Source organism: Bacillus sp. AFS012607 (assembly GCF_002558005.1).
GTDB classification, from domain to species: Bacteria; Bacillota; Bacilli; order Bacillales; family Bacillaceae_G; genus Bacillus_A; species Bacillus_A thuringiensis_S.
The window spans coordinates 256092-278078 of sequence record NZ_NTVM01000006.1 but is presented as its reverse complement, the minus strand read 5'-3'; the positions used below and the strand labels follow the sequence as shown (position 1 = coordinate 278078).

Here is a 21987-nt window from a genome sequence, read left to right as displayed (position 1 = left end):
CAAACCTAATATCGAAGGTTAACCGTTAAGATTTACTAAGAATGTGATTCCGTTCCACCTTACTGCTCCTAGGCGAGTTCAGGATGTCATTTGACTATGTCGCACCAACCCATAGCTCTCTGTACAAATACATGACCTTACTACTCCTATTCAACACATTGTAATATTTAGAATATATTTTCTTTTGAAATTAATATGAAGTATATCGGTTATATTTGTAACTGTCAAGGGGTATATTAATTTTTTGTCGAAATGGTTCATATTGATAACTCACTTTTACTAAGCTTATTAGCAAAAGAAAGAGTCTATATTTTCATCTTTTCAAACGAACTATAAAAAGAATCTTCGCGATAATCGCGAAGATTCTTTTTACGGTATAAGACGAGTACAATCTCTCGGAAAAGCACTCGCCTCTCGTACATTTGTTAATTCTAATAGTTTATATACAATCCTTTCTAACCCAATTCCGAAACCTCCATGCGGGGGACAACCGTATCGGAATGTATTTAAATAAGATTGAAATTTCTCTGGGTGTAATCCTTTTTCTTTAAACGAAGCGAGTAACATTTCATAATTATGAATTCGCTGTGCCCCTGACGTTATTTCTAACCCTTTATATAATAAGTCGAATGAATCAGTAATAGCTGGATTCTCTTTATTTTGCATCGTATACATTGGTCTCGCTTCTTTCGGATAATGTGTAATGAAAACAAATTCACTATTATATGTTTCCTTTACATATTTCCCTAGTAACTTTTCACCTTCTGTATCTAAATCCCCTACAGGAGATTCTTTACGATACTTACTTTTCAAAATTTCTTGTGCTTCTAACAATGTAATTTTAGGTATTTCAGTAATAACAGGTACTTCTATTTGTAATAGTTGTAGTTCTATTTCACATTTTTTCGCTACTTGTTGAAACATATATCGTAAAACATCCGTTTCTAGTTGCATCACTTCATAAAAATCATGAATAAAACCAAGTTCTACGTCTAACGATATATATTCATTCAAATGACGGGAAGAATTATGATGTTCCGCTCTATATACAGGTGCAATTTCAAAAACTCGTTCTAACCCACCTGCCACCATCATTTGCTTATAGAACTGTGGTGATTGTGCTAAATAAGCTTCTTTTTGGAAGTATGGAAGCTTAAAAACATTTGCTCCTCCTTCTGCCCCTTGCGAAACAATTTTCGGCGTAAAGATCCGTGTGAAATCGTTCTCTATAAGAATTTCACTAAAGCTCTGAACGAGTGTAGATTTCACTTTAAAAATCGCTGCGGTTCGCTCATGCCTTAATGATATTACTCGCTCATTAAGTAGTTGATCTAAGCCCACTTGTAACTTCTTTTTATTTATTTCAAATGGAAGTGGTTCTGCACCGTTTATTACTTTCACTTCATGAGCAAGTACTTCAACACCCAATTCTGTTTTCGACGTCTCGACTATTTCACCGATTACATGGACAACACTTTCTACATCAACTTTATATCCAGCCAATCCATTCTCTAATACACATTGAATTACTCCTGTTCTGTCCCGTAATAATAAAAAACTAACATTTCCAAGATGCCGAATTTTTTTTACCCATCCTTGAAGTAATACAACCTTTCCACTTTGTTCCATACATTCTTTTGTGAGTGAACGCTTCATTATTGAATTCATTATTTTTCCCTCCAGTAATTTTATATTTGTTTACGTTATTGTTGTCATCGTCATCATCCACGGTCACTCACCCCCTTTCAAAGAATACAAAAATCCGCCCCTATAAATAGGGACGGATTTTTTTCCGCGGTACCACCCAAATTGTCATACTGACCATCTTAGCCCTGATAACGGTAGGTACCGTTTGCTTTTACTAATAATCACGTTCAAAGCAACACTCACAGGTGTCTTTCCATCATGCGGTATCACAACCTTCTCAGCAACCGGCTGCTCTCTGTAGACCTTTGCACCATGTACTTTTCCTGATCATCACTTTTTATATTTACAGAGTATTCTAACTTCTCTCTTTATAAAATGCAAGAATTTTTTTGAAACATTCTGATTTTCTAACTCCTAACTGCTTCTAAAACGGGAAAAGTTAATTTTGTAATACATATTCTTATGTATCAAATCCGAAATTACACATCTAATATTTTCCCAATTTTTACATAAAAACCGTATTTTTCACGCATATTAATAAACAAATTTAAAGCGAGGTGTGCATATGCAAAAAGCAATTAGTTTCTTTCTCCTATTGTTTTGCCTAATTGTAGTAAACGAAACATACGCCTATTCACCAAAATCTTTACCAATCTCTCAAAACTCTGGTCAATGGCTAGTGAATATTGATAAACCGAAAAAAACAAACAAAAATATGCTTCAAGCTAAAAAAAATGAATTTCAAACATATCATTTTTCAGTAAAGAATATCGGGAATAGTGAAGTATATAACGTAAACGTCGAAGTATTCCGCAACGAACCAAATAAGAAAACGAAATATGAACTCTTTTCCCTAAAGGAAAGTCGTTTAGCAAGTGGAAAAACTGGATTTGAACACGCTAATTTACCTGTTGCTACAAAAGCGGATGAGGTTGATGTTATTATTACATGGCAAGAACACCCATTCCGATTGATGCGAAATGGTCAAAAAGTTGAATCTAGAAAATTTAAAGAACATTTTGTTTTTAAAGAAGCTAAAAAGTAAATGGGATACGGATATATTCACACTATCATTGATATAGCTTTATTTACTAGTACCAGTTCGTAAGCAAATTAAAAAGTCGTGGCTTATAATGCCACGACTTTTTATATTAATTCGTACTAATGCCTCTCGCTGCCCAAATACGATCGATATCAGCAGCATGTTGTCCGCCATATAAAAGAGCATCTGCTTGCTTAATCGCTTTTGCTCCATCACTGAATTTAGAGTTTGGTGTTAATGACCAGTGTGATTGTAAAATGATTTTTGTTGCTACATCACGGCCAAAAGCTTGTGCCATTTCGTATTGACCTTGTGCCCAAATTTCACCATCATCATGCACTTCATTCGTTATATCTTTCGGATATACTTTATTCGTATCTAATCGGCGTAAGCATGTTGGATCTGAACTAGAGTAAGCTGTCGCATCCCATTCTCCAACACATGCTTTTCCGTATCCTGTAGTCGATACTGCATCTTCATATGTAGCACCTAAGAAGTCGCCAAATCCTTCTCCCATCGCTCCGCCTTCTGCTGAACTACCAAAGCCAGGAACTTGGTTATCTTGAATCGAATGCCCATACTCATGTGCGATAATACCAGCATCTTCTGCATCATCAACACCGCCAGTACCGAAAGTTAAAGCTTTTGTTGATGGAGAATAGAATGAATTATCATCAGTTGTACCATTAACATTCACTTTTATCGAACGGTTATTAATATTTTTAAAACCTAACCCTTGAATGTAACGCTGTAATGTATCGATATGATAATACGACATCACATCTTCAAAGCTATCATTTGCACGTGTATAGTTAAATTGTAAATTCGTAGATTTTGTTTTCGCTTTGGAAGAAATCGTTACATATTCTCCAATTAAAAATCCTGTTCCATCTAAACCTTTTAACGTAACAGTTTTCAGTTGGTTCGTTAGAGCTGTTGAATCTGCATCGTTATTATCTTTTAAGCCTACTTTACTACCGCTAGATACTACTGGGTTAGGTAAAAATACTTTTCCTGATCCTTCAGCTTTTCGGTTTATATCAACCTTTTTAATTAACTTTCCATTTTCTGCATCAATAAATGTTTCCCATGCACCAAATGGATTATTAGAATGGACTACAACTTTATATACTGGACGAGCCATTCCTTCTTCAACAATATATCCGAATTCTTTCTCTGTAGGAGCCCATAAGTTTTGCTCACTTGCTTCTCCAACATACGCCATTGATTTTTGTATTGCATCTTTTTCACTAATTTTTGTCGTTACTTCCTTCACACCTGTAACAGGCTGATAATCAGAAACAGCGAGTACTCCCTTTCCTTCTCCGTTAAGAGTAACTGTAATTTGTTTTGAAAATACAGGAGCACCGTTAACAACTTGTTGGAACCTAACATATGAAGCTACTGACGTTTCTGTTGTAGAAATATATTGCAAGTCTGAAAGGTCTGCCTTCAATCCATACTGCGCAGCATTTTCTTTTAAATATTCAGTTGCTTTTTTCTGTGGCGAATAAGCTTCTAACTTTACTTGCTGTTGTTTTTCCAATGCCGAAACCGTAGAAATCGTCCCCATTACTAACGGCACAGTCATTGCCATTGCCACCATTTTTTTATTAAACATAGAACCACTCCCCCTAATAAAGTAGCTCAACCTTATCCCGTTACCACTCAGCAATCATTCTCCACAAAATGGAGGGATAAAAATTGAATCTAGGAGTAATTCTCTATGGACAATTCTATTACCTTTCCATTTGAGGTAAGTGAAATTTTCTCAATATTTATGTGTAAAGTGAAAACAATACTGTAGAAATATATTTCTACAGTATTGTTTTCGGTACGCTATGAAAAAAGAAAATTGCTAGTAATCCTATCGAATGTATAGTCAAATAAATTCTAATCATACAAAAAAGGAAGTTGGAATCATTCCAACTTCCTTTTTTCTTTAATTAGCCGCACTTAATTTAATTCTAAGTTTTGTCTCACCTAAAGAAAGTTCATCGTCTTCGTTCGTTAAGTGACCAAATGTAAATTGTTTAACGAGTAAGTTTTCTTCCAATAAATCTTTATGGTTCGTTAACGTTCGCTGTAGCTCTACTTCTGTATCGAGAATAACATCGACTCGTAAATTAACTGGTAAATTCAACTGTTTACGATATTCTTGAACCGCACGAATGAATTCACGCGCTACTCCTTCTTGTAACAATTCTTCCGTTACATTCGTATCTAACATAACTGTGTATTGTCCGTTAGTCGTATTAGAAAATCCTGATTTTGCAACTTTCTCAACTAACACATCTTCAGCAGTTACAACTACTTCTTCTCCTGGTGTTGCTTCGTAAACTGCTCTTCCTGTTGATACAAAGTTTTGCACTTCTTCTTGTGATAATTGTTTTAGCCAACCATTCACTGCATTCACATTTTTACCGAACTTCGGCCCCGCTGTTTTAAAATTAAGCTTCAATTGATATGATGTGTATTTTGTTTCATCGAGTTCAACATGGAACGCTTTTACATTTAACTCATCCATAACGATATCACGATAAGATTCCCAATCCATATCATTCTCGTTATGCTCAAGTAATACAAGTTCTGCTAGCGGCTGTTTTACTTTTAAAGAATGCTGATTACGGTTACTTCTTCCAAGTTCAACAACTTGTAAAACAGCATCCATTTCCGCTTCTAATTTCGGCTGAAGTAGTAATTCATTTACAACTGGATAATCAGCTAAATGAACACTACTTCCTTCTAAATTAAGATGAATGTCTTCCGCGACAAACGGTGTGAATGGTGCAATTAATTTACTAATTGTTACAAGTACTTCATGAAGTGTCTCATACGCAGCAGCTTTTTCAGCGTTCATACCAGATTCCCAGAAACGATTACGTGAGCGTCTTACATACCAGTTACTCACTTCATCTACAAGTGCTGCAATTTCACGAGCTGCATTCGTAAATTGATAATCATCAAGTGCTGTTCTCACTTTTTTCGTTGTACTATGCAATCTTGATAATACCCATTCGTCTAATTTCGTAAGCTTTACATTATACGTTTCTTTCGGATTATACTCATCTAAATTTGCATATAAAACGTAGAAGCTATACACATTGACTAATGTATCTACAAATTTAGATTTCGCTTCCAGTACTGTTCTTTCAGAAAAACGCTTCGCATTCCACGGGGCACTATCAACAAGTAAAGCCCATCTTAGCGCATCTGCACCAAACTTATCTACTAAATCAACTGGGTCTAGTGCATTCCCTTTACTTTTAGACATTTTCTGTCCTTCTTCATCTAAGACATGCCCTAATGATAACACTCGTTTATACGGTACTTTTCCTGTATACAGTGCTGAGACTGCTAATAAACTATAAAACCAGCCGCGTGTTTGATCAATTCCTTCTGCAATAACATCCGCTGGAAACTGCTCTTCAAATAACTCTTTATTTTCAAATGGGTAATGATATTGTGCAAATGGCATAGAACCACTATCAAACCAAACATCAATTACTTCTGGTGTACGATTCATTGTTCCTCCGCATTTCCCGCAGCAGACTTGCACTTCATCTACATAAGGCTTATGCAATTCCAAATCTTCTAGTGTTTCGTTCGTACTATGCTTTCTTAATTCAGCAATGCTTTTCGGTGCGAACTGATGATTACAACTTTCACATTCCCATACGTTTAATGGCGTTCCCCAATATCTATTTCGGCTAATATTCCAGTCCACCATATTTTCTAAAAACTTACCAAATCGTCCATGTTTCATATGATCCGGATACCAAGTAACAGAATCATTATTTTGTAAAAATGTATCTTTAATTGCAGTTGTTCGGATTAACCAACTTTCTCCTGCATAATAAAGTAGTGGTGAATCACAACGCCAGCAATGCGGATAGCTATGTTCATATTTTTCTTTATGATACAGTAAACCTTCCTTCGCTAAATAACGAACGATATCCACGTCACAATCTTTTACAAATTTTCCTTTCAAAAATGGTACTGCTTCTGTATACTCACCTTTTTCATCTACAACGTGCAAGAATGACAATCCTTCACTTTGAACGACTCTATAATCATCCTCTCCATATGCTGGAGCAATATGAACAAGTCCTGTACCACTATCTGCTGTTACAAAATCTGCTGCGATAACGCGGTAACCATTTGTAACTTCTTTCATCGGAAATGGGGCTGCATAAGATGTGTTTAATAATTCTTCGCCTTTATGAACAGATAATACTTCATAATTCTCTTTTAATACTTCTTGTACACGTTCTTTCGCAACAATATATACATGACCTTCTTGTTTTGCTTTAACGTATTCCATATTTGGATGGACAGCAAGCGCTACGTTTGCTGGAAGTGTCCAAGGTGTCGTTGTCCAACCTAAGAAATACTCATTTTCACTATCTTCCACTTTAAACTTCACAGTTGCACTTAAATCTTTTACTGTTTTATACCCTTGTGCAACCTCATGTGAGCTCAATGAGGTTTGGCAGCTTGGGCAGTATGGTGAAACTCTATGTCCTTTATATAACAATCCTTTTTCATGGATCGTCCCCAAAATATGCCATACACTTTCGATATATGGATTCTCTAAAGTTACATATGGATCATCCATATCTACCCAATAACCAATACTTTCAGTGAATTCACGCCACTGCTTTTCATATGTGAAAACACTCTCTTTACACTTTTGAATAAATGGTTCAATACCATATTCTTCGATCTCATGTTTACCAGAAATACCAAGTTGCTTCTCAACACCTAGTTCTACAGGTAAACCGTGTGTATCCCATCCTGCTTTTCTTACTACTTTATAACCAGCCATCGTTTTATATCTTGCTACTAAATCTTTAATTGCCCGACCAAGTGCATGGCCGACGTGTGGTAAACCGTTCGCCGTTGGTGGTCCTTCATAAAACACAAACGATTGCGCGCCTTCTCGATTCTGAATTGATTGTTCAAAAATGCTTTGTTCGTTCCACTGCTTACGAATACGTGTTTCTCTCCCTACAGCTGACTCTTTTACATCTACTTTCTTCATCTACAATCACTCCTTTGAATGTTTTAAAAGCACACAAAAAACCCGCCCCTATGAAGTAGGGACGGGTTTACCCGCGTTACCACCCTAATTCTATTAGCTTTTCACTAATAGCGCTTAGCAACGTACTATCATACGTGTTCTTTGTAACGGTAGACATCCGTCCGGGCTTACTCACTTTCAGCCTCGGCTCCTCGGAGATGATTTTCAAATAACTTCTGCCCACCGGCTTTCAGCAATATACCGGCTCTCTGGAGAACAGTTCACTATTTTACTCTTTCTCGTCTTCAGATTTGTATACTTTATTAAAAGTTATTTTATGCCATTTGACAACTAATTGTCAACTAATTCAAAATATATTCTTATCCTTATCCCCTATTCTTATACAATTACTTTTCAAATTCTCGCAATGCTGCTAAATTTTCATCATCCTCAATAAGTTCAACAAAGAATCCCGAGTCATCCTCACGAAGGACAATTTCAAGCTCTTCCTTCGCCTCTTCATTTCTATTTAACTGTGCTAAATAACAAGCACGATCATATCTTGCTAACAAATCACTTGCATCCATTGTTAATACTTCATTTGTTATTTTTTCTGCCTTTAGTGTTTGGCCGGCACCATGATATGAAGACGCTAAAGAAAGAAGAATTACTGTTTCATTTGGATGATGTATAGAAGCATTTTCTAATACTTGAATTGCCTCTTCAAACCTTTCTTGACTTTGATATATTTCTCCTAAAGCAAGAAATGCTCTACTTACGAACGGTGTTTGCTCCGTTAATTGTAAGGTAATCTTTTCTGCTTTTCTTTCTTCCCCTGCTTTAAAGAATACTTGTGCTTGCAGAAGAAGAGTATCATAATCATCTGGTAGTTCTCGAACCATTTGCTTCGTTAATTCCAAAGCATCTCTTAACATATCTTCTTCCTCGCACTCAACGAAAAGATTTACAAGTTGCTTCGCTACTTCATAATCCCATTTATTTTCTAGTGACGTGTGCAGAATCTCTATCGCTTCTTTATTCATCTCTACATTCTCATAAAATAGCGCAAATCGCTGTGCTGCCATACTATTTTTCGGATTTAACTTTAAAGAGATTTCATATAAATCAATTATCATAGTAACCATTGAAATTTCTTTCGCACGATTTTTCATACGATAAAAAGCTCTCGTAATGATAGATCGTTTCGGCTGTTCATGCAGCTGGCGTTCAATCCATATTTCCGTAACCACAGTTGCAGCATACATGAATGCTGTACTTCTTTCTGCTTTTTTCACCTTTAACGTATGAAGAAAATCTCGTATGTTAGACAATTTTTTATGTTGCTCTACTGCTTTTACATAAACATCAAATATACGTTCATTATCAAAATCTTTTTGTATTACTTTCATTGCAACTTCAATTGCTTTTACATTTCTTTTTTTCACTAATACTTTTGCATAATGATATAGAACTTCTATATGCTCACCATCTAATTGTAGCGCGTATTCAATCTGTGCTTGTTCTTTATCTATTTCATTCATCGCACCATGCACATATGCAATCGCATCTAAACGCCATATTTCAGGTACTTCTTCCGCTAATTGTTCTAGTTCAGTCAACAATTCTTCCTGAAGATTCATATCTACTGAAAGCTGTGCCAAATATTCCATATTAATATGCAACGGCTCTTCTTTCATCGCCTGAACCATATGACTTTGTTCTTTAAAACGGTTTTCTTCTTTTTCGTATATTTCCGCAAGCTGTAAATGTACACCTACGAAATTCCCATCAAGCTCTAAACATGTTTCATACGCTTGTTTTGCTTCCGTCAATTGTCCTAATGCCATAAGTGTTTCACCAATTCGGTAATACGGTAATGCCGTTTCCTTTTGTTCTATCGCCTTACTATATCTTTTCATTGCTTGGCCGTACTGTCCAATAGATTCATATAAAATACCTGCATAACAACCGTACTCACTTACTTCATTTCTTTCTTTGTGTAACGTTCTTAAAAACGCTATACCTCGTTGTACAAATTCCGTTCCTTTAATTCGATTCACATATTCATCTAACGCACTTGCTACATTATAATCACTTTTCTTTATACCATTTTCTAACTTAGATAGCGCTACTTTAAACCCTTCTTCATTTCCACCAAGTTCAATTTCAGCATCCCATAAAACCATTCCTGCATTCATGAGGAAATCTTGGCTCTTTTCAATTTGCTTCTCAAGACCAAGAATATATTCTTTTGCTTCCTTGTATTGTTCTCTTGCCATATAAACTTGTGTAAGTCCGAAGTGAGAATAAACATCCTCATCATTTTCTTCTAAAGCACGCTTATACAATACTTCTGCTTCTTCCAAGCTATCATTTTGAAAATGATAGTCACCTAATTTTACGTAAAGAGATGCTTTATCATCACAATTCTCAATACCGTTTAATAAAATTTCTTTCGTACTTTCCTCATCCTTCAAATCAGATTCGTATATTTCCGAAAGTTTTGTATAAATGTAAGGTGCATTACTATCCAAATGAATCGCTACTTTAAGCCCTTTTATTGCTAAATATAATTTTCCTAGTTGATGTGCACATCTCGCTCGTTCATACCATACATGTGCTTCATATTTATATTCTTTTAACAAGTCATTAAAGATTTCATATGCTTCTTCATATCTTTCTAAATCTATTAATATTATACCGTGATTCGTTAAAGTAAACCTTTCAGGACTACGCTCTAACGCAACTTGAGAGTATTGCAATGCTTTTTCAGATTGATCAATATACATATAGGATAAAGCGAGAAAACTCCAAGCAATAGGCTGATCTGCGTCTAATTGTAACGATGAACGAAAGCTTGAAATTGCTTCTATATAACTTTCCTGCTCAAAAGCATATCTTCCATTTATCAAATGATATAATGCACGATTATTTTTCTTCTCAACGCTTGTCAGCATTTGCTCGGCTTTGTCTACTTCCTGAAGACGAATAAAACACTGTGCACCATGCAATTTAACAAAGTCCGAGTTCGGAAACTTTTCCATTAACTTATTGATACAATATAAAATAAATTCTTTATCTACTTCAACATCTAAGTGCTTTATCGTATATAACCACGTATTTGGATTATCACTCGTTTCTTTTAAAAATTGTACTAAGTTACTAATTCCCTCTTTGTCATGTTCATCTAAATGATCCGTAAGAGAAAAAATAGATTTAAAATAACGATTTTCTTCTTCACTTAGAAACGCTAGTTGCTCCTTCTTTTCTTTCGGAACAAACGTGATTGCTAAACAGCCTGTATAACGATATTTTTCTTGTAATTTACTATATTCCACAAGAACTGGTTCTATAAAGTTTGGATCTTGAACATAGAAAGCTTGCAATGTATCATCATATCCAGATAGAACTTGTACGTGTGAAGCATGCTCAATATCTATACTTAATAAAACAGGAATTCCTTCGTCAATCAGTCTCTTATAATTCTCTTCATTCCCTTTAAAATAACGATATTCATAACCTAATTCTTCTAAATAAGAAACAGTATCTGAAAACTTCGAACCTGTCATATCAAAAATAAACTCTGCTATTTCATCTTGTGTACGTTTCTCTCCCCATATACGCAACATCATCTCTAAACTTGTCGGAACACAATAATTATCCTTTTGTACAATAGGAACTATCGGCAAGTGAACCTTTTTTCCATCCGGATTTTTTTCTAAATTATGATATAAAGATTCTTTTAAACTCTTTTCTTCTCTTAATAGCTTTTGTAAATCTGCAAACTTATTCATTTTGTACAACGCTTCTGCACGTAAATGTACAAAGTAAGTATTATAGGCATGATATGGCAGCTGAGTATTTATGTTATCTATTACCGCTAACATTTCTTCATATTGCTCTAAATCTAATAAATACTTTACCTTCTCAAAATGAAAATATGGTACTTGTGGAAACTTTACAATCGCATCATCAATTAACTGTATTGCACGTTTTTGTTCCCCTTTATTCGCATACAATTGTGATAATAAATAGGTAGATAACTCTTCACAATCTTCATGCTGTATGCCAGCAATAAATTGTTCTTCCGCTTTCTCCCATTCACCTGTATGCATATAAACGTAGCCCCATTTATCAAAGACTGCACGTGTACTGTACTCCTCTGCTTTTTTCATATACATTAGCGCTTCTTCGTTTCGTTTCATTTCTAAAAGACATCGTACTAACGTAAAATATGTTTTCGCTAAAAAATCTGCATCTATTTCTTCTTTACCTAACTCTTCTAAAGAAGATTTTAACAACTGCTCTGCTTCAAGAATTTTTCGCTCATCAATTAACTCATCACAATATAAAGAGAGCGTTCTCATATTTGGGAATTTTTTATAAGCGTAGCGAATGAGAAATGAACTGTATTGGTGCATAAGCCCTTCATCAGTAAGGCGAATTAATATATCAAACTCCTTATGCGAAGGAATATTGGCAAGCCAATTCTTCACATAGGATAAAGTATTCGTTTCTTTTATATATGCAATTTCATTATTTATTTCCTGTAATCCGTCTACAAATCTCTTATCTTTCAAACACGCTTCTAACTGCTTAAAATCTAGCATGCATTCACCTCGAATTTATATTTAAACTGCTACTTGCTTAGATTTTACACACCATATAGTATGTATTCAACTAAAATCTCTTATAATGGATGGTATTAATTAATATTATTCAAATTTATAACAAAATATAGTAAAAATGATTGTTTTTCTCTGTATTTTGTTTGATTATATAGAATAACGTAACATGTGTATCCTATCTTTTGTCAGTTAAAAACAGTACATGAAATTATACCGGCGATAATTTAAATATATCAGCGATTCTTAAAATATATCGGCGATTTTCAAGATATATCAGCGATTATACGGTGAATATCGACTTACCAACAAAAAATGACATTTTTCTCATTCATTAAATCAGGGTACTCCTTAAATATACAAAACGGATACCCTATTTGACCCGCTATATACTGTGCAACATTTTTCTTTGAATTCAAATTAACACAACTTCTAACCTCCTGTAGAGCAAGAATATGTGGAGAAATAGTTCGAATTTCCTCACAAATAGCTTCTAATCTCTCCAACCAAAGACTATCATGGTTCCATATATTGAAGGTAGCACTCCTTAATAAATCACTATCTTTCAACATTCTATTTCACCAAATGTAATTTTCATATTCGGAGCATATACTAAAAAAGAATGAAGATGAAATGCCTTAAAAAATCGTAGTTCAGCTTCATATTGAGCTAGCGCATTATCATATGTTAATCCTCTGGCTATTAAACGTTCTACAAATTGTTGCTTATCACCCGGATCACCTGCAATCCCCTCTTCTTTTAATGATTGATACAAATCGTTTTTATCATTGTGATGCATATTTGAATCTAAAAAGTTCACTTTATCGCTTACTCTACATTCAATATTTTTCACACCTAATTCACTTAAATATATCGGTATTTTCATGCCTATATTGCCATCTTTACCATTTCTTTGCGTATCACTTTCAAATAATTTCTGCAAAACACCTAGCTGAATAAATTCCGATTGTTTCTCCCCATCTAGTAAATAAGAAGCCATATTAGAAATCCAATGTGGTTCAAAACAGATTATTTTCCCGCCTCCTTTTATATACAAAACTAAAGTTCTCTATATAATAGCCGTATTCCTACACTTTTCTTAAAATTTCAAAGCAAAAAGCTAGTGTATTATTAAAAATACACTAACTTTTTATTTGGAAGAAAAATTTAACAAGTACAATCACAATCAAAACAATCCGTACAGTCTAAATCGTCACAATCTGCTTTTCTCTTTCTTTTGTTTCTTTTAAGATAATAATACAGTAGCCCAAACAATAGTATACAAATAACAAAAGCTATTATTGCTTCTGTATACTTATTTTGAGTCATAAAACCAATTCCACTTCCGCCTGAAATAAAAATTAGAATTAAATAAATCCAGAACATCTATGTAAATACCTCCATTACTATATATCTTAAGATAATATCCATATAACACTAGAGGAAATGAATAATCCCATACCATTACCGCTTAATACACCAGTAGTTATTCTTAGCAAATTTGAGCTACTTCTCCATTTCCACTTTTGGGTGAACCCATCGATAAGTAACGGCATTTGAGCGAAAAATGATAGTATGATTGCCAAAAGAAATGAAGGTGTCATATAAAAATAAATTGGAAACATTAAAATACCAATAAGCATGCCTGTACAACGCGCACATAAAGGTATGTACTTTTGTAGTTTAAAAAAACTCCTATCTAATCTTCTATGACAAGGAATTTGTAAAATAAAAGTTCGAATCAATATGAATCACCCTCTCTAAAAAGATTTTAATTGATTTTGCAAAAAAAATATATATCCAATAAAAAAACAAACCAGGTTTATACTAGACCCAGTTTGTCAGTTTACTACTATGTTACATTTCCTCAGGTGCCTCCACCCCAAGTAAACGTAATCCTTCTTTTAATACAACCGTCACAGCATAAACCAATGCGAGTCTGCTGTCTTTTTCTTCGCTCTCTTCTAATATACGAACATTACCGTAATATTTATTGAATGATTGTGCTACATCTAATACATATTTCGAAATGATTGATGGCTCATTTTTATTGAAAGCTGCTTCAATTACTTGAGGGAATTTATTAAGTAATTTTACGACACTCCAGCTATGATCATCTTTTAAAGCAAACGTACATGTTTCAAATTCTACACTTTCTTTTCTTAAAATAGAGCAAGCACGTGCATGTGTGTACTGTACGTACGGGCCTGTTTCTCCTTCAAATTTCAGCATGTTTTCTAATGAGAATTCAATATTGTGCATACGCTCATTTTTTAAATCGTGGAAAATAACTGCCCCTACACCGACTTGCTTTGCTACTTCTTCTTTCTGTTTTAAGTTTGGGTTTTTCTCTTCAATATTTTGTTTTGCAAGTTCAATTGCTTCCTCAAGTACTTCTTCGAGTAAAATAACTCTTCCTTTACGTGTCGACATTTTCTTACCATCTTTTAAAATGAAGCCAAACGGTACGTGTTCCATACCATCAACCCAAGTATAGCCAAGTTTTTTTAATACAGTGAAAAATTGATTGAAATGTAAGCTTTGTTCTGGACCAACAACATATAGCGCTTTATCAAACCCATAAGTGTTTTGACGATATAAAGCTGCTGTTAAGTCACGCGTTGCATAAATCGTCGCACCATCTGATTTTCTAATTAAGCAGGGCGGCATTCCTTCTTCTTCTAAATTAACGACTAATGCGCCTTCTGATTCTTCAAGCAAATCATGCTCTTCTAAAATCCCAATAAAATCTTCCATTAAGTTATTATAAAATGCTTCTCCTTGAAAATTAGTAAATTCTACGCCGAGAAGTTCATAAATGCGAGAAAATTCTTTAAGGGACTCATGACGGAACCAATTCCAAAGCTCAACAGCTTCTTCATCACCTTCTTCTAATTTCTTAAACCAAGCACGCCCTTCTTCTTCTAGTTCTTCGTCGTCTTTTACCTCTTCATGGAATTGAACGTATAACTTAAATAATTCACGTATTGGATCCTCTTTAACTACTGCTTCATTTCCCCATTTTTTATATGCGGTAATTAATTTTCCAAACTGCGTTCCCCAATCACCAATATAATTGATTCCTACAACTTCATAGCCACATTTTTCAGCGATATGTTTCAGCGAATTTCCTATCATTGTAGAACGTAAATGCCCCATCGAAAAAGGTTTCGCGATATTAGGAGAGGAATAATCAATTACTACTGTTTTTTCACAGCCAAAGTGGTTTTGACCGAACTCTTCTTTTTCCGCTAAAACCGTTTTTAATACTGCATCACTTACAGTTTCACGATTGAAAAACACATTTACATAAGGACCAACGGCTTCTACTTTCGTAAAAAACGGATTATTTAATTTCTCAGCAACTTCCTTTGCGATAATAGCTGGTGCTTTTTTGTATTTCTTTGCTAATGAAAAGCATGGGAACGCTGCATCTCCAAATTCATCTTGTTTCGGTGTTTCAATTAAATCTAAAATTTGTTTTTGCGTTAGTTCATTCGTGAAAATATTAGATAAACTTTCCGCAAACTGCATTTTATAATCCATGATTTAACCTCCTTATTTTTTAAAACACAAAAAACTCGTCTCTAAAAAAGAGACGAGTTTTAACCCGTGGTACCACCCTTGTTGTTCGTTACGAACCACTTTGCCGTTTATAACGAGGACAGGGGGCCTCGGCTTTCTCTACTATTCGTTCAAGAAGCATCTCCGAAGTGCGCTTCATCTTTTTCTTCCGTACTAGGCTCACACCATCCCCAGCTCGCTTTCCTTCTAAAAAAGACTACTCTCTTCATCACAGACAGTATATTTAATTAATTATTGCTTATTATACATCTTTTCAAACAATTAGCAAGGGTCAATTACACCAAAGTGAAACTTAGCACTTTTTCTTTTGTATACGTGAAAATTGTGTTTTTCAAATCTAGAACTACGGAAATGATCTTTTAATACGACACGCTTTCTCGCCACTCGCTTCGCCTCCGCAATTGTTTCATCAGTAATATCATGATACAAAGCGAAGTGTTTTAATCCTTTAATTCCGTCAGATTCTATGACAGTTTCTTCAAACATAGGATCAAGGTAAACGACATCGTAACTATCGTCTTCACATTGCGCTAAAAATGAAAAATGCTCCGTTTGCTTTACTAGGATTCTTTGCATTGCTTCATCGATTTCAGAAACAGATGAAGACCATGTTTTCAAACCATTTTTCATGATATAAGCCATATATTCATTGCCTTCAAGTCCTGTTACTGTTCCACTTTCACCAACAACATAACTAGCTACAATACTATCTGATGCCATACCGAGCGTACAATCTAACACTGTCATTCCGCTCTCTAATTTAGCAGCTTGTACAAACGGATCGTGCTCTCCACGCATTAACCTTTTCACACGAAACATCGCTGAGTTCGGATGAAAGAAAAATGATTCTTCCGTACCTTTCGGATAAATAGCTAATCGGTTCTTTCCTACGACAAGTACATCTTGTTCATACTGCTCATGTAATTTATGCACTGGTATATCATTACGTAAAATAAAAGAACGATTTAATTCTTCTGCTACCTCCTTTGCATATGCTGTCATTTCTTTATTTGTTCTTCCTGCTGTTGTTACTATCATTCTTTCACCTCTATATAAAGAAAAGAGGGAGATTTACTCTCCCCCTTCTTTAGCAATTCTTTTCGAAAGCTTGCTCTAAGTTCGTAATAATTTCGTCCATAGTTGCACCTTCAATTTCATGACGGTGAATGAAGTGAACAACTTCTTTTCCATTTAATAATGCCATAGATGGTGAAGATGGAGGGATTTCTCCGAAGTATTCACGCATTTTTGCGGTAGCATCTTTATCTTGACCTGCGAATACAGTTACAAGATGATCAGGTTGTTTTTCAGCACGAACAACCGCTTGACCTGCTGATGGACGTGCTAAACCAGCTGCACAACCACAAACAGAGTTTACAACTACTAAAGTTGTACCTGATGTATTTTCCATAAATTCTGTTACAGCTTCTTCTGTAGTTAACTCTTCAAACCCAGAACGCACTAACTCTTGGCGCATTGGGATTACCATTTGGCGCATGTATTCTTCATAAGCATTTGACATCTTGTAATCTCTCCTTCAACTTTCATTCCAAATTCATCATATCACGCTCTATTAATAGGTGCAAAAGAAAGATAACGATGATTTCATTTTTTTGTAGGGATTTCACAAACCCCACCGCGGCAATGTCCCACTGGAACAAGTTTTCTATTATTAGCGATATAATCGTATACTTTACTTCCAAAACCAAGTACGATAGATAGCTTTATAAAAGGAACTGCAAACCAATAAGATGGAACGGCCTTTGCTAATACATCTATGCTCTGAATACCGTCATACCACTTATTATTTTTAAAAATATACAGTCTTTGTTCCATCTTACTTTGTAGTTCTTGAGAAAGCTCATACTTCTCAACTACATCTTCATTTCGAAATGAAACAAATTTCATCTTACCCTTTTTATCTAATTTTTTCGTACGTTCTGCAACGGCCGTACACATCGGACACCAACTATCATAGAAAACAATCATACATTATTCCCCTTTACGTGACTCCGTCATTTGTTTCCATACAGAACCTTTTGCTTCTTCTCCGCCTTCAATACGCTCTAATGCTAGACGTGCTTGCATCGCTACTTCAAACTCTGGATCATCTTGCGCTGCTTTTAATGCTGGAATCGCACTTTCATCTCCAAGTTCAAATAAGAACATCGCTGCACGCCAGCGTACTAATTTGCTTGGATCTTTCAGAGATTTAATCATAACGAACATCGCTGCCGGATCACCTACATCTGATAAACAATCTCCTGCAGTACGGCGAACACTTACCGAGCGATCTAACAACACTTTATATAATAACGGTAATACTTCATCACCTTTTACCATACCTAAATACGCTGTTGCTAAGCGGCGTATTGAAACTTTTTCATCATCTAACGCCATCTTCAACACTGGAATATCTTCTTCAGTAGGATCCATTTGTTCTAATGCTGCAAAACGGTTTTTCCAGTCAGAATCTTTCATCATCTCTTCTGTTACTTTATATGGCTCACGCTTTTGAATCGTTACTTCAACAGCACCTGCTTGATTTAATAATTCTTTAACCGTTTCATTTACACGTTCTTCTGAATAAGCAGCAACAATCTCTTCCACTACTTCTTTCCCGATTTCTTCAAAATTACCGTAACGTGTACTTTGTTCTACCCATTTACGCTCTTTTACAACGTTTGGTGCAGACATTTGCACTTTCATAATTGATTCTTTAAAACGATCTGGTAAACCAACACGTTCTTCCGTCGTTCCATCTGTTAACTTTACTTGCATTGGAATTGTAAAGAACATTTGAACAAACACTTTCACTTCTCCAAAATGAGCAAGTTGTTGTTCTTCACTTTCTTCCAATACTTCTTCGCCGAAAACAGCACGAACTTGTTGTAATAAAACTTTCCAGTCATACTTCGCATTTCGCTCCACTGCTAAAAAGTCGGCTACATGATACACACCTTTAATGCCTTCAATTTTCAAAATTTCTTGCACTTGCATTGGTGCTTGTTCTTTATTTTCATTAGTATAATTATTACGCGCTCCTGATGGTAATACTTCATTCAAAATAACTTTCATTGTATTTGGACTTGGCGTCGGTTCAATTGCTTTAATCTTCACGTAAAAAACTCTCCTTTATTGCATGTTCTTAGCTGTATTGTAACATGTTATCACTCTATACTCCTACTCGGATGCTTAATTTTACTACTTTCTTCCCGCTACCATACTATTTCATTCTTTTTACATTTTAAATTAGGAACGGGATTTTAAAAGCTTTCGTTTCCGATGATTTTTATTTTTTATCCATTTCTTGAGGCATCGCCATTATTTTTGAAAAAAACACGCTAAACAAAAAAATATGTAAATAAGCTATCCATATGGATAGCTTATTTACATATTTTTCGTTATTGGAAGACAACTATTTTTATAATACAAAAGGCAGAAAAGTATATAGATTCTACAAAATATTTTGATTATGATACATTTACAGAATCTCTTATTTTGTAATTAATGTCTTATTATTTTTTGGAGGGAATTCGATGAAAAAGTTTGTTTTGATATTTGGGCCACAAGCAGTTGGGAAAATGACAGTTGGACAAGAACTAGCAAAGATGACTAATTTAAAATTATTTCATAACCATATGACAATTGATTTATTGGAGCCATTGTATGGATTCTCTTCGGAAATGTGGCGATTGACCCATCTTTTTCGAAAGGAAATATTTCAATCATTTTCAAAGAGTGAACATTATGGAATGATTTTCACATACGTATGGGCGTTTAATGAAAAGAACGATTGGGATGATGTTGAAAGTATATGTAATATTTTTCGTTCCCAAGGGGTTGATATTTATTTTGTTGAATTAGAAGCTGATGTAGAAGAAAGACTTCAACGAAATAAAACACCTCATCGACTTGAACATAAGCCAACGAAAAGAAATATTGAACAATCTGAACAAAATTTATTAAGCACATTTGAAAATTTTAGATTAAATTCAAGAGAAGGAGAAATTACAGAGAAAAATTATATAAGAATCAATAATACGAATTTAAATGCTACAGAAGTAGCTGAAATTATAAAGAAAGAATTTCAGCTATAGTTTTTTTTAACAAATTGAACAGTTCGGATTTTATGAATATCGTATACATTTCTAATTAACATAACGTCCTATTATCGGTAGCAACAAAAAGGAGGATTCCTTACGCTCAGAAGGAATCCCTTTTTTTATTTTCTATCACTCGATTCATCTTTTTATACATTCCTATCCTGTGATGGGTTTTACGATTCTCGTTTGTTACTGGATTAGCCAAAAAACGTTCTAAAATTTTGTATACTCTTTACTTGTTTTTTCAAAAAAGCTGGCGGTATCCCCTCTTTAAGTTTATTAAAATACTTTCCACAATTTTTTCCGAAGCTATTACTTAAAATCACCTTTTATTACGATGCCCCCTCCCGCCTTCTCTCCAAAAAGGTAATACTCTCAATCACAACTTCAGTTCTATATATTCTCTTGCCTTGTTCATCATCGTAATTACTAGTCTGAATACGCCCTGTAATCCCAACGAGCGATCCCTTCTTACAATATTCAGCTACATTCTCAGCCGATTTGCGCCAAACGACACAATTAATAAAATCGACTTGTTGTTCACCTAAACTATTTCGAAATCCTCTATTCACCGCAACACATATTCGTGCATAAGCGACGCCTTGTTTTGTGTAGTATAATTCTGGCTCCTTTGTCAATCTACCGATTAATACAACTCGATTCATCATAAGTTATACCACCTCACATGTTTTTCTTCATTGTAAGGAGAAATGTTTGAATGGTAAAAAGCACAAAATGATATATCCGTAAGTAGAAAGTATTATTTTGGACCTTACAAAACAAAAAAAGAAACCATACATAGTTCAAACATGTATAGTTTCAAAATTTATTACACTTCAGTACAAGATATGTAATATCCTCCGCGAGCCATCTTTATTTCAGCACGGTACATTACATTTTCTAAGTAGAAAGTAATCGGTTTAACTTTACTCTCAAATTTTAGTCTTTCATTGCATTCAGCCGCATATCTCTCTATTGCTGAAGTAATGACTTTTGATGATGGATACGTTAAAGCATCATCTAGTTCTATGAAAAAACTTTTAGAAAATAGCTTTTTCATAATCACTTTCTTCTCTTTCATCATATTCCATCCCCCCTTAACTCAAGTTACCAATATCCATATTATACCATAAAATCAATTTATCTTTAAAAATAAAAAAATCCTGCATTTTTCATGCAGGATTTTTTTATTAGTCATTTTTCGTAAAGTAAGAAACGAAACGAAGAATTTCTAAGTATAACCATACTAATGTAAGCATTAGTCCCATCGCAGTATACCACTCCATATATTTCGGAGCTTGACTACGTACACCATTTTCGATTAAATCGAAATCTAGTAATAAGTTTAATGCAGCAACTACGATAACAACTGCACTAATAATAATACCGATTGTACCACCTTGGTGAATGTATGGAACAGTTACACCAAACATATTTAGTAGGAATACGACTAAATACATAACCATAATTCCAAGTGTTGCTGCCATAACGCCTGTACGGAATTTATCCGTTACTTTTACTACGCGTGTTGCATATAACACTAACATTGCAAATAGAATTGAGATTGTTAGTAATACAGCATTTAAAACGATAGAATCGCCAAATTTCATTGTATAAACTGCTGAAATACTTCCTAACACAACCCCTTCTACCGCTGCATAGATTGGTGCACCAAAAGGTGAAATACGCGGGAAGAACATAGACGCAAATGCGATGATTGCCGCAACGATTAAAGCACCAATTAATACTGGCATCTTCATCGTCCCCTGCATCATTTGTATGTATGAATAGACAGACGTTGCAAGTAGCAAGATAAGCATAATGAACGTTTTGCCTACTGTTCCGCCAATCGTCATCGCAGAAGCGCTTGCTCCCTCTTTACGGAATGCCTCTTTTTTCAACATTGGATTAGATGTTCTCATTTTTTCCCTCCTAAAATAGGTTCTACCAATAGTGTAA

16 protein-coding genes, 2 pseudogenes and 4 other annotated features (1 of these 22 cut by a window edge) are annotated in these 21987 nt (G+C 34.7%); of the genes and pseudogenes, 2 read left to right on the top strand and 16 right to left on the bottom strand.

Annotated elements, in window-relative coordinates; all coding sequences use genetic code 11:
- Positions 1 to 163, bottom strand: a binding site (T-box leader) (it extends 86 nt beyond the left edge of the window).
- Between the two features lie 206 nt (positions 164 to 369).
- On the bottom strand, positions 370 to 1668 hold the full coding sequence (gene aspS, locus CN409_RS06085) for an aspartate--tRNA(Asn) ligase (protein WP_001084710.1): 1299 nt from the start codon (positions 1666 to 1668) through the stop codon (positions 370 to 372).
- 105 nt (positions 1669 to 1773) lie between these two features.
- Positions 1774 to 1987: a binding site (T-box leader), on the bottom strand.
- A gap of 225 nt (positions 1988 to 2212) precedes the next feature.
- Here aspS and CN409_RS06075 point away from each other — a divergent pair.
- Positions 2213 to 2692, top strand: coding sequence for a hypothetical protein (locus tag CN409_RS06075; RefSeq protein ID WP_081143858.1), 480 nt, complete (start codon positions 2213 to 2215; stop codon positions 2690 to 2692).
- Between the two features lie 106 nt (positions 2693 to 2798).
- On the opposite strand, the gene CN409_RS06070 is transcribed toward CN409_RS06075, so the two are convergent.
- From CN409_RS06070 to CN409_RS06015, 12 genes and pseudogenes are all read right to left on the bottom strand, one after another.
- Positions 2799 to 4310, bottom strand: a complete 1512-nt coding sequence (locus CN409_RS06070; RefSeq protein ID WP_000482263.1) for a M36 family metallopeptidase — start codon at positions 4308 to 4310, stop codon at positions 2799 to 2801.
- A 321-nt stretch (positions 4311 to 4631) separates the two neighbouring features.
- Positions 4632 to 7733 (bottom strand): isoleucine--tRNA ligase, encoded by a 3102-nt coding sequence (gene ileS / locus CN409_RS06065; protein ID WP_086391036.1) that lies wholly within the window; start codon positions 7731 to 7733, stop codon positions 4632 to 4634.
- Positions 7734 to 7787: 54 nt separating this feature from the next.
- Positions 7788 to 8027 (bottom strand) — a binding site (T-box leader).
- A gap of 92 nt (positions 8028 to 8119) precedes the next feature.
- Positions 8120 to 12322 carry a bacteriocin-processing peptidase family protein gene (locus CN409_RS06060; protein ID WP_097980864.1) on the bottom strand — a complete coding sequence of 1401 codons (4203 nt, stop codon included), beginning with the start codon at positions 12320 to 12322 and terminating at the stop codon, positions 8120 to 8122.
- Between the two features lie 341 nt (positions 12323 to 12663).
- Positions 12664 to 12909, bottom strand: a pseudogene (locus CN409_RS32635) (hypothetical protein); the annotation flags it as partial.
- A pseudogene (locus tag CN409_RS06050) lies at positions 12903 to 13388 on the bottom strand (methyltransferase); the annotation flags it as partial. The pseudogenes CN409_RS06050 and CN409_RS32635, both read right to left, overlap by 7 nt.
- Before the next feature lie 116 nt (positions 13389 to 13504).
- Positions 13505 to 13723 (bottom strand): hypothetical protein, encoded by a 219-nt coding sequence (locus CN409_RS06045; RefSeq protein ID WP_000498604.1) that lies wholly within the window; start codon positions 13721 to 13723, stop codon positions 13505 to 13507.
- A 29-nt stretch (positions 13724 to 13752) separates the two neighbouring features.
- Positions 13753 to 14082, bottom strand: a complete 330-nt coding sequence (locus CN409_RS06040; protein WP_000621478.1) for a DUF2085 domain-containing protein — start codon at positions 14080 to 14082, stop codon at positions 13753 to 13755.
- Between the two features lie 112 nt (positions 14083 to 14194).
- Positions 14195 to 15883: an arginine--tRNA ligase gene (gene argS / locus CN409_RS06035; RefSeq protein ID WP_000384900.1), complete on the bottom strand. Its 1689-nt coding sequence runs from the start codon at positions 15881 to 15883 to the stop codon at positions 14195 to 14197.
- Positions 15884 to 15928: 45 nt separating this feature from the next.
- Positions 15929 to 16143: a binding site (T-box leader), on the bottom strand.
- Between the two features lie 40 nt (positions 16144 to 16183).
- A complete protein-coding gene (locus tag CN409_RS06030) occupies positions 16184 to 16960 on the bottom strand; it encodes a class I SAM-dependent methyltransferase (protein WP_000637432.1) in 777 nt (258 codons plus the stop codon).
- 49 nt (positions 16961 to 17009) lie between these two features.
- Positions 17010 to 17444 carry a BrxA/BrxB family bacilliredoxin gene (locus tag CN409_RS06025; RefSeq protein WP_000063708.1) on the bottom strand — a complete coding sequence of 145 codons (435 nt, stop codon included), beginning with the start codon at positions 17442 to 17444 and terminating at the stop codon, positions 17010 to 17012.
- Positions 17445 to 17527: 83 nt separating this feature from the next.
- Positions 17528 to 17911, bottom strand: a complete 384-nt coding sequence (locus CN409_RS06020) for a thiol-disulfide oxidoreductase DCC family protein (protein ID WP_000634884.1) — start codon at positions 17909 to 17911, stop codon at positions 17528 to 17530.
- Between the two features lie 3 nt (positions 17912 to 17914).
- Entirely contained in the window at positions 17915 to 19042 is a 1128-nt protein-coding gene (locus tag CN409_RS06015) for a conserved virulence factor C family protein (RefSeq protein WP_097980863.1), read from the bottom strand.
- A 419-nt stretch (positions 19043 to 19461) separates the two neighbouring features.
- Between CN409_RS06015 and CN409_RS06010 the strand changes: the two genes are divergently transcribed.
- On the top strand, positions 19462 to 20022 hold the full coding sequence (locus tag CN409_RS06010) for an AAA family ATPase (RefSeq protein WP_000714952.1): 561 nt from the start codon (positions 19462 to 19464) through the stop codon (positions 20020 to 20022).
- A 338-nt stretch (positions 20023 to 20360) separates the two neighbouring features.
- Here CN409_RS06010 and CN409_RS06005 read toward each other — a convergent pair whose 3' ends face one another.
- The 3 genes from CN409_RS06005 to CN409_RS05995 all read right to left on the bottom strand — a co-directional run bounded on the left by CN409_RS06005 (position 20361) and on the right by CN409_RS05995 (position 21950).
- Positions 20361 to 20696, bottom strand: a complete 336-nt coding sequence (locus tag CN409_RS06005; RefSeq protein WP_000982014.1) for a single-stranded DNA-binding protein — start codon at positions 20694 to 20696, stop codon at positions 20361 to 20363.
- A 161-nt stretch (positions 20697 to 20857) separates the two neighbouring features.
- The gene (locus CN409_RS06000) at positions 20858 to 21112 is read right to left on the bottom strand and encodes a DUF4318 domain-containing protein (protein WP_000975158.1); all 255 of its coding nucleotides are present in this window, start codon (positions 21110 to 21112) and stop codon (positions 20858 to 20860) included.
- 106 nt (positions 21113 to 21218) lie between these two features.
- Complete coding sequence (locus tag CN409_RS05995) at positions 21219 to 21950, bottom strand: Bax inhibitor-1/YccA family protein (protein WP_001260655.1); 732 nt, start codon at positions 21948 to 21950, stop codon at positions 21219 to 21221.
- Between the last annotated feature and the right edge of the window lie 37 nt (positions 21951 to 21987).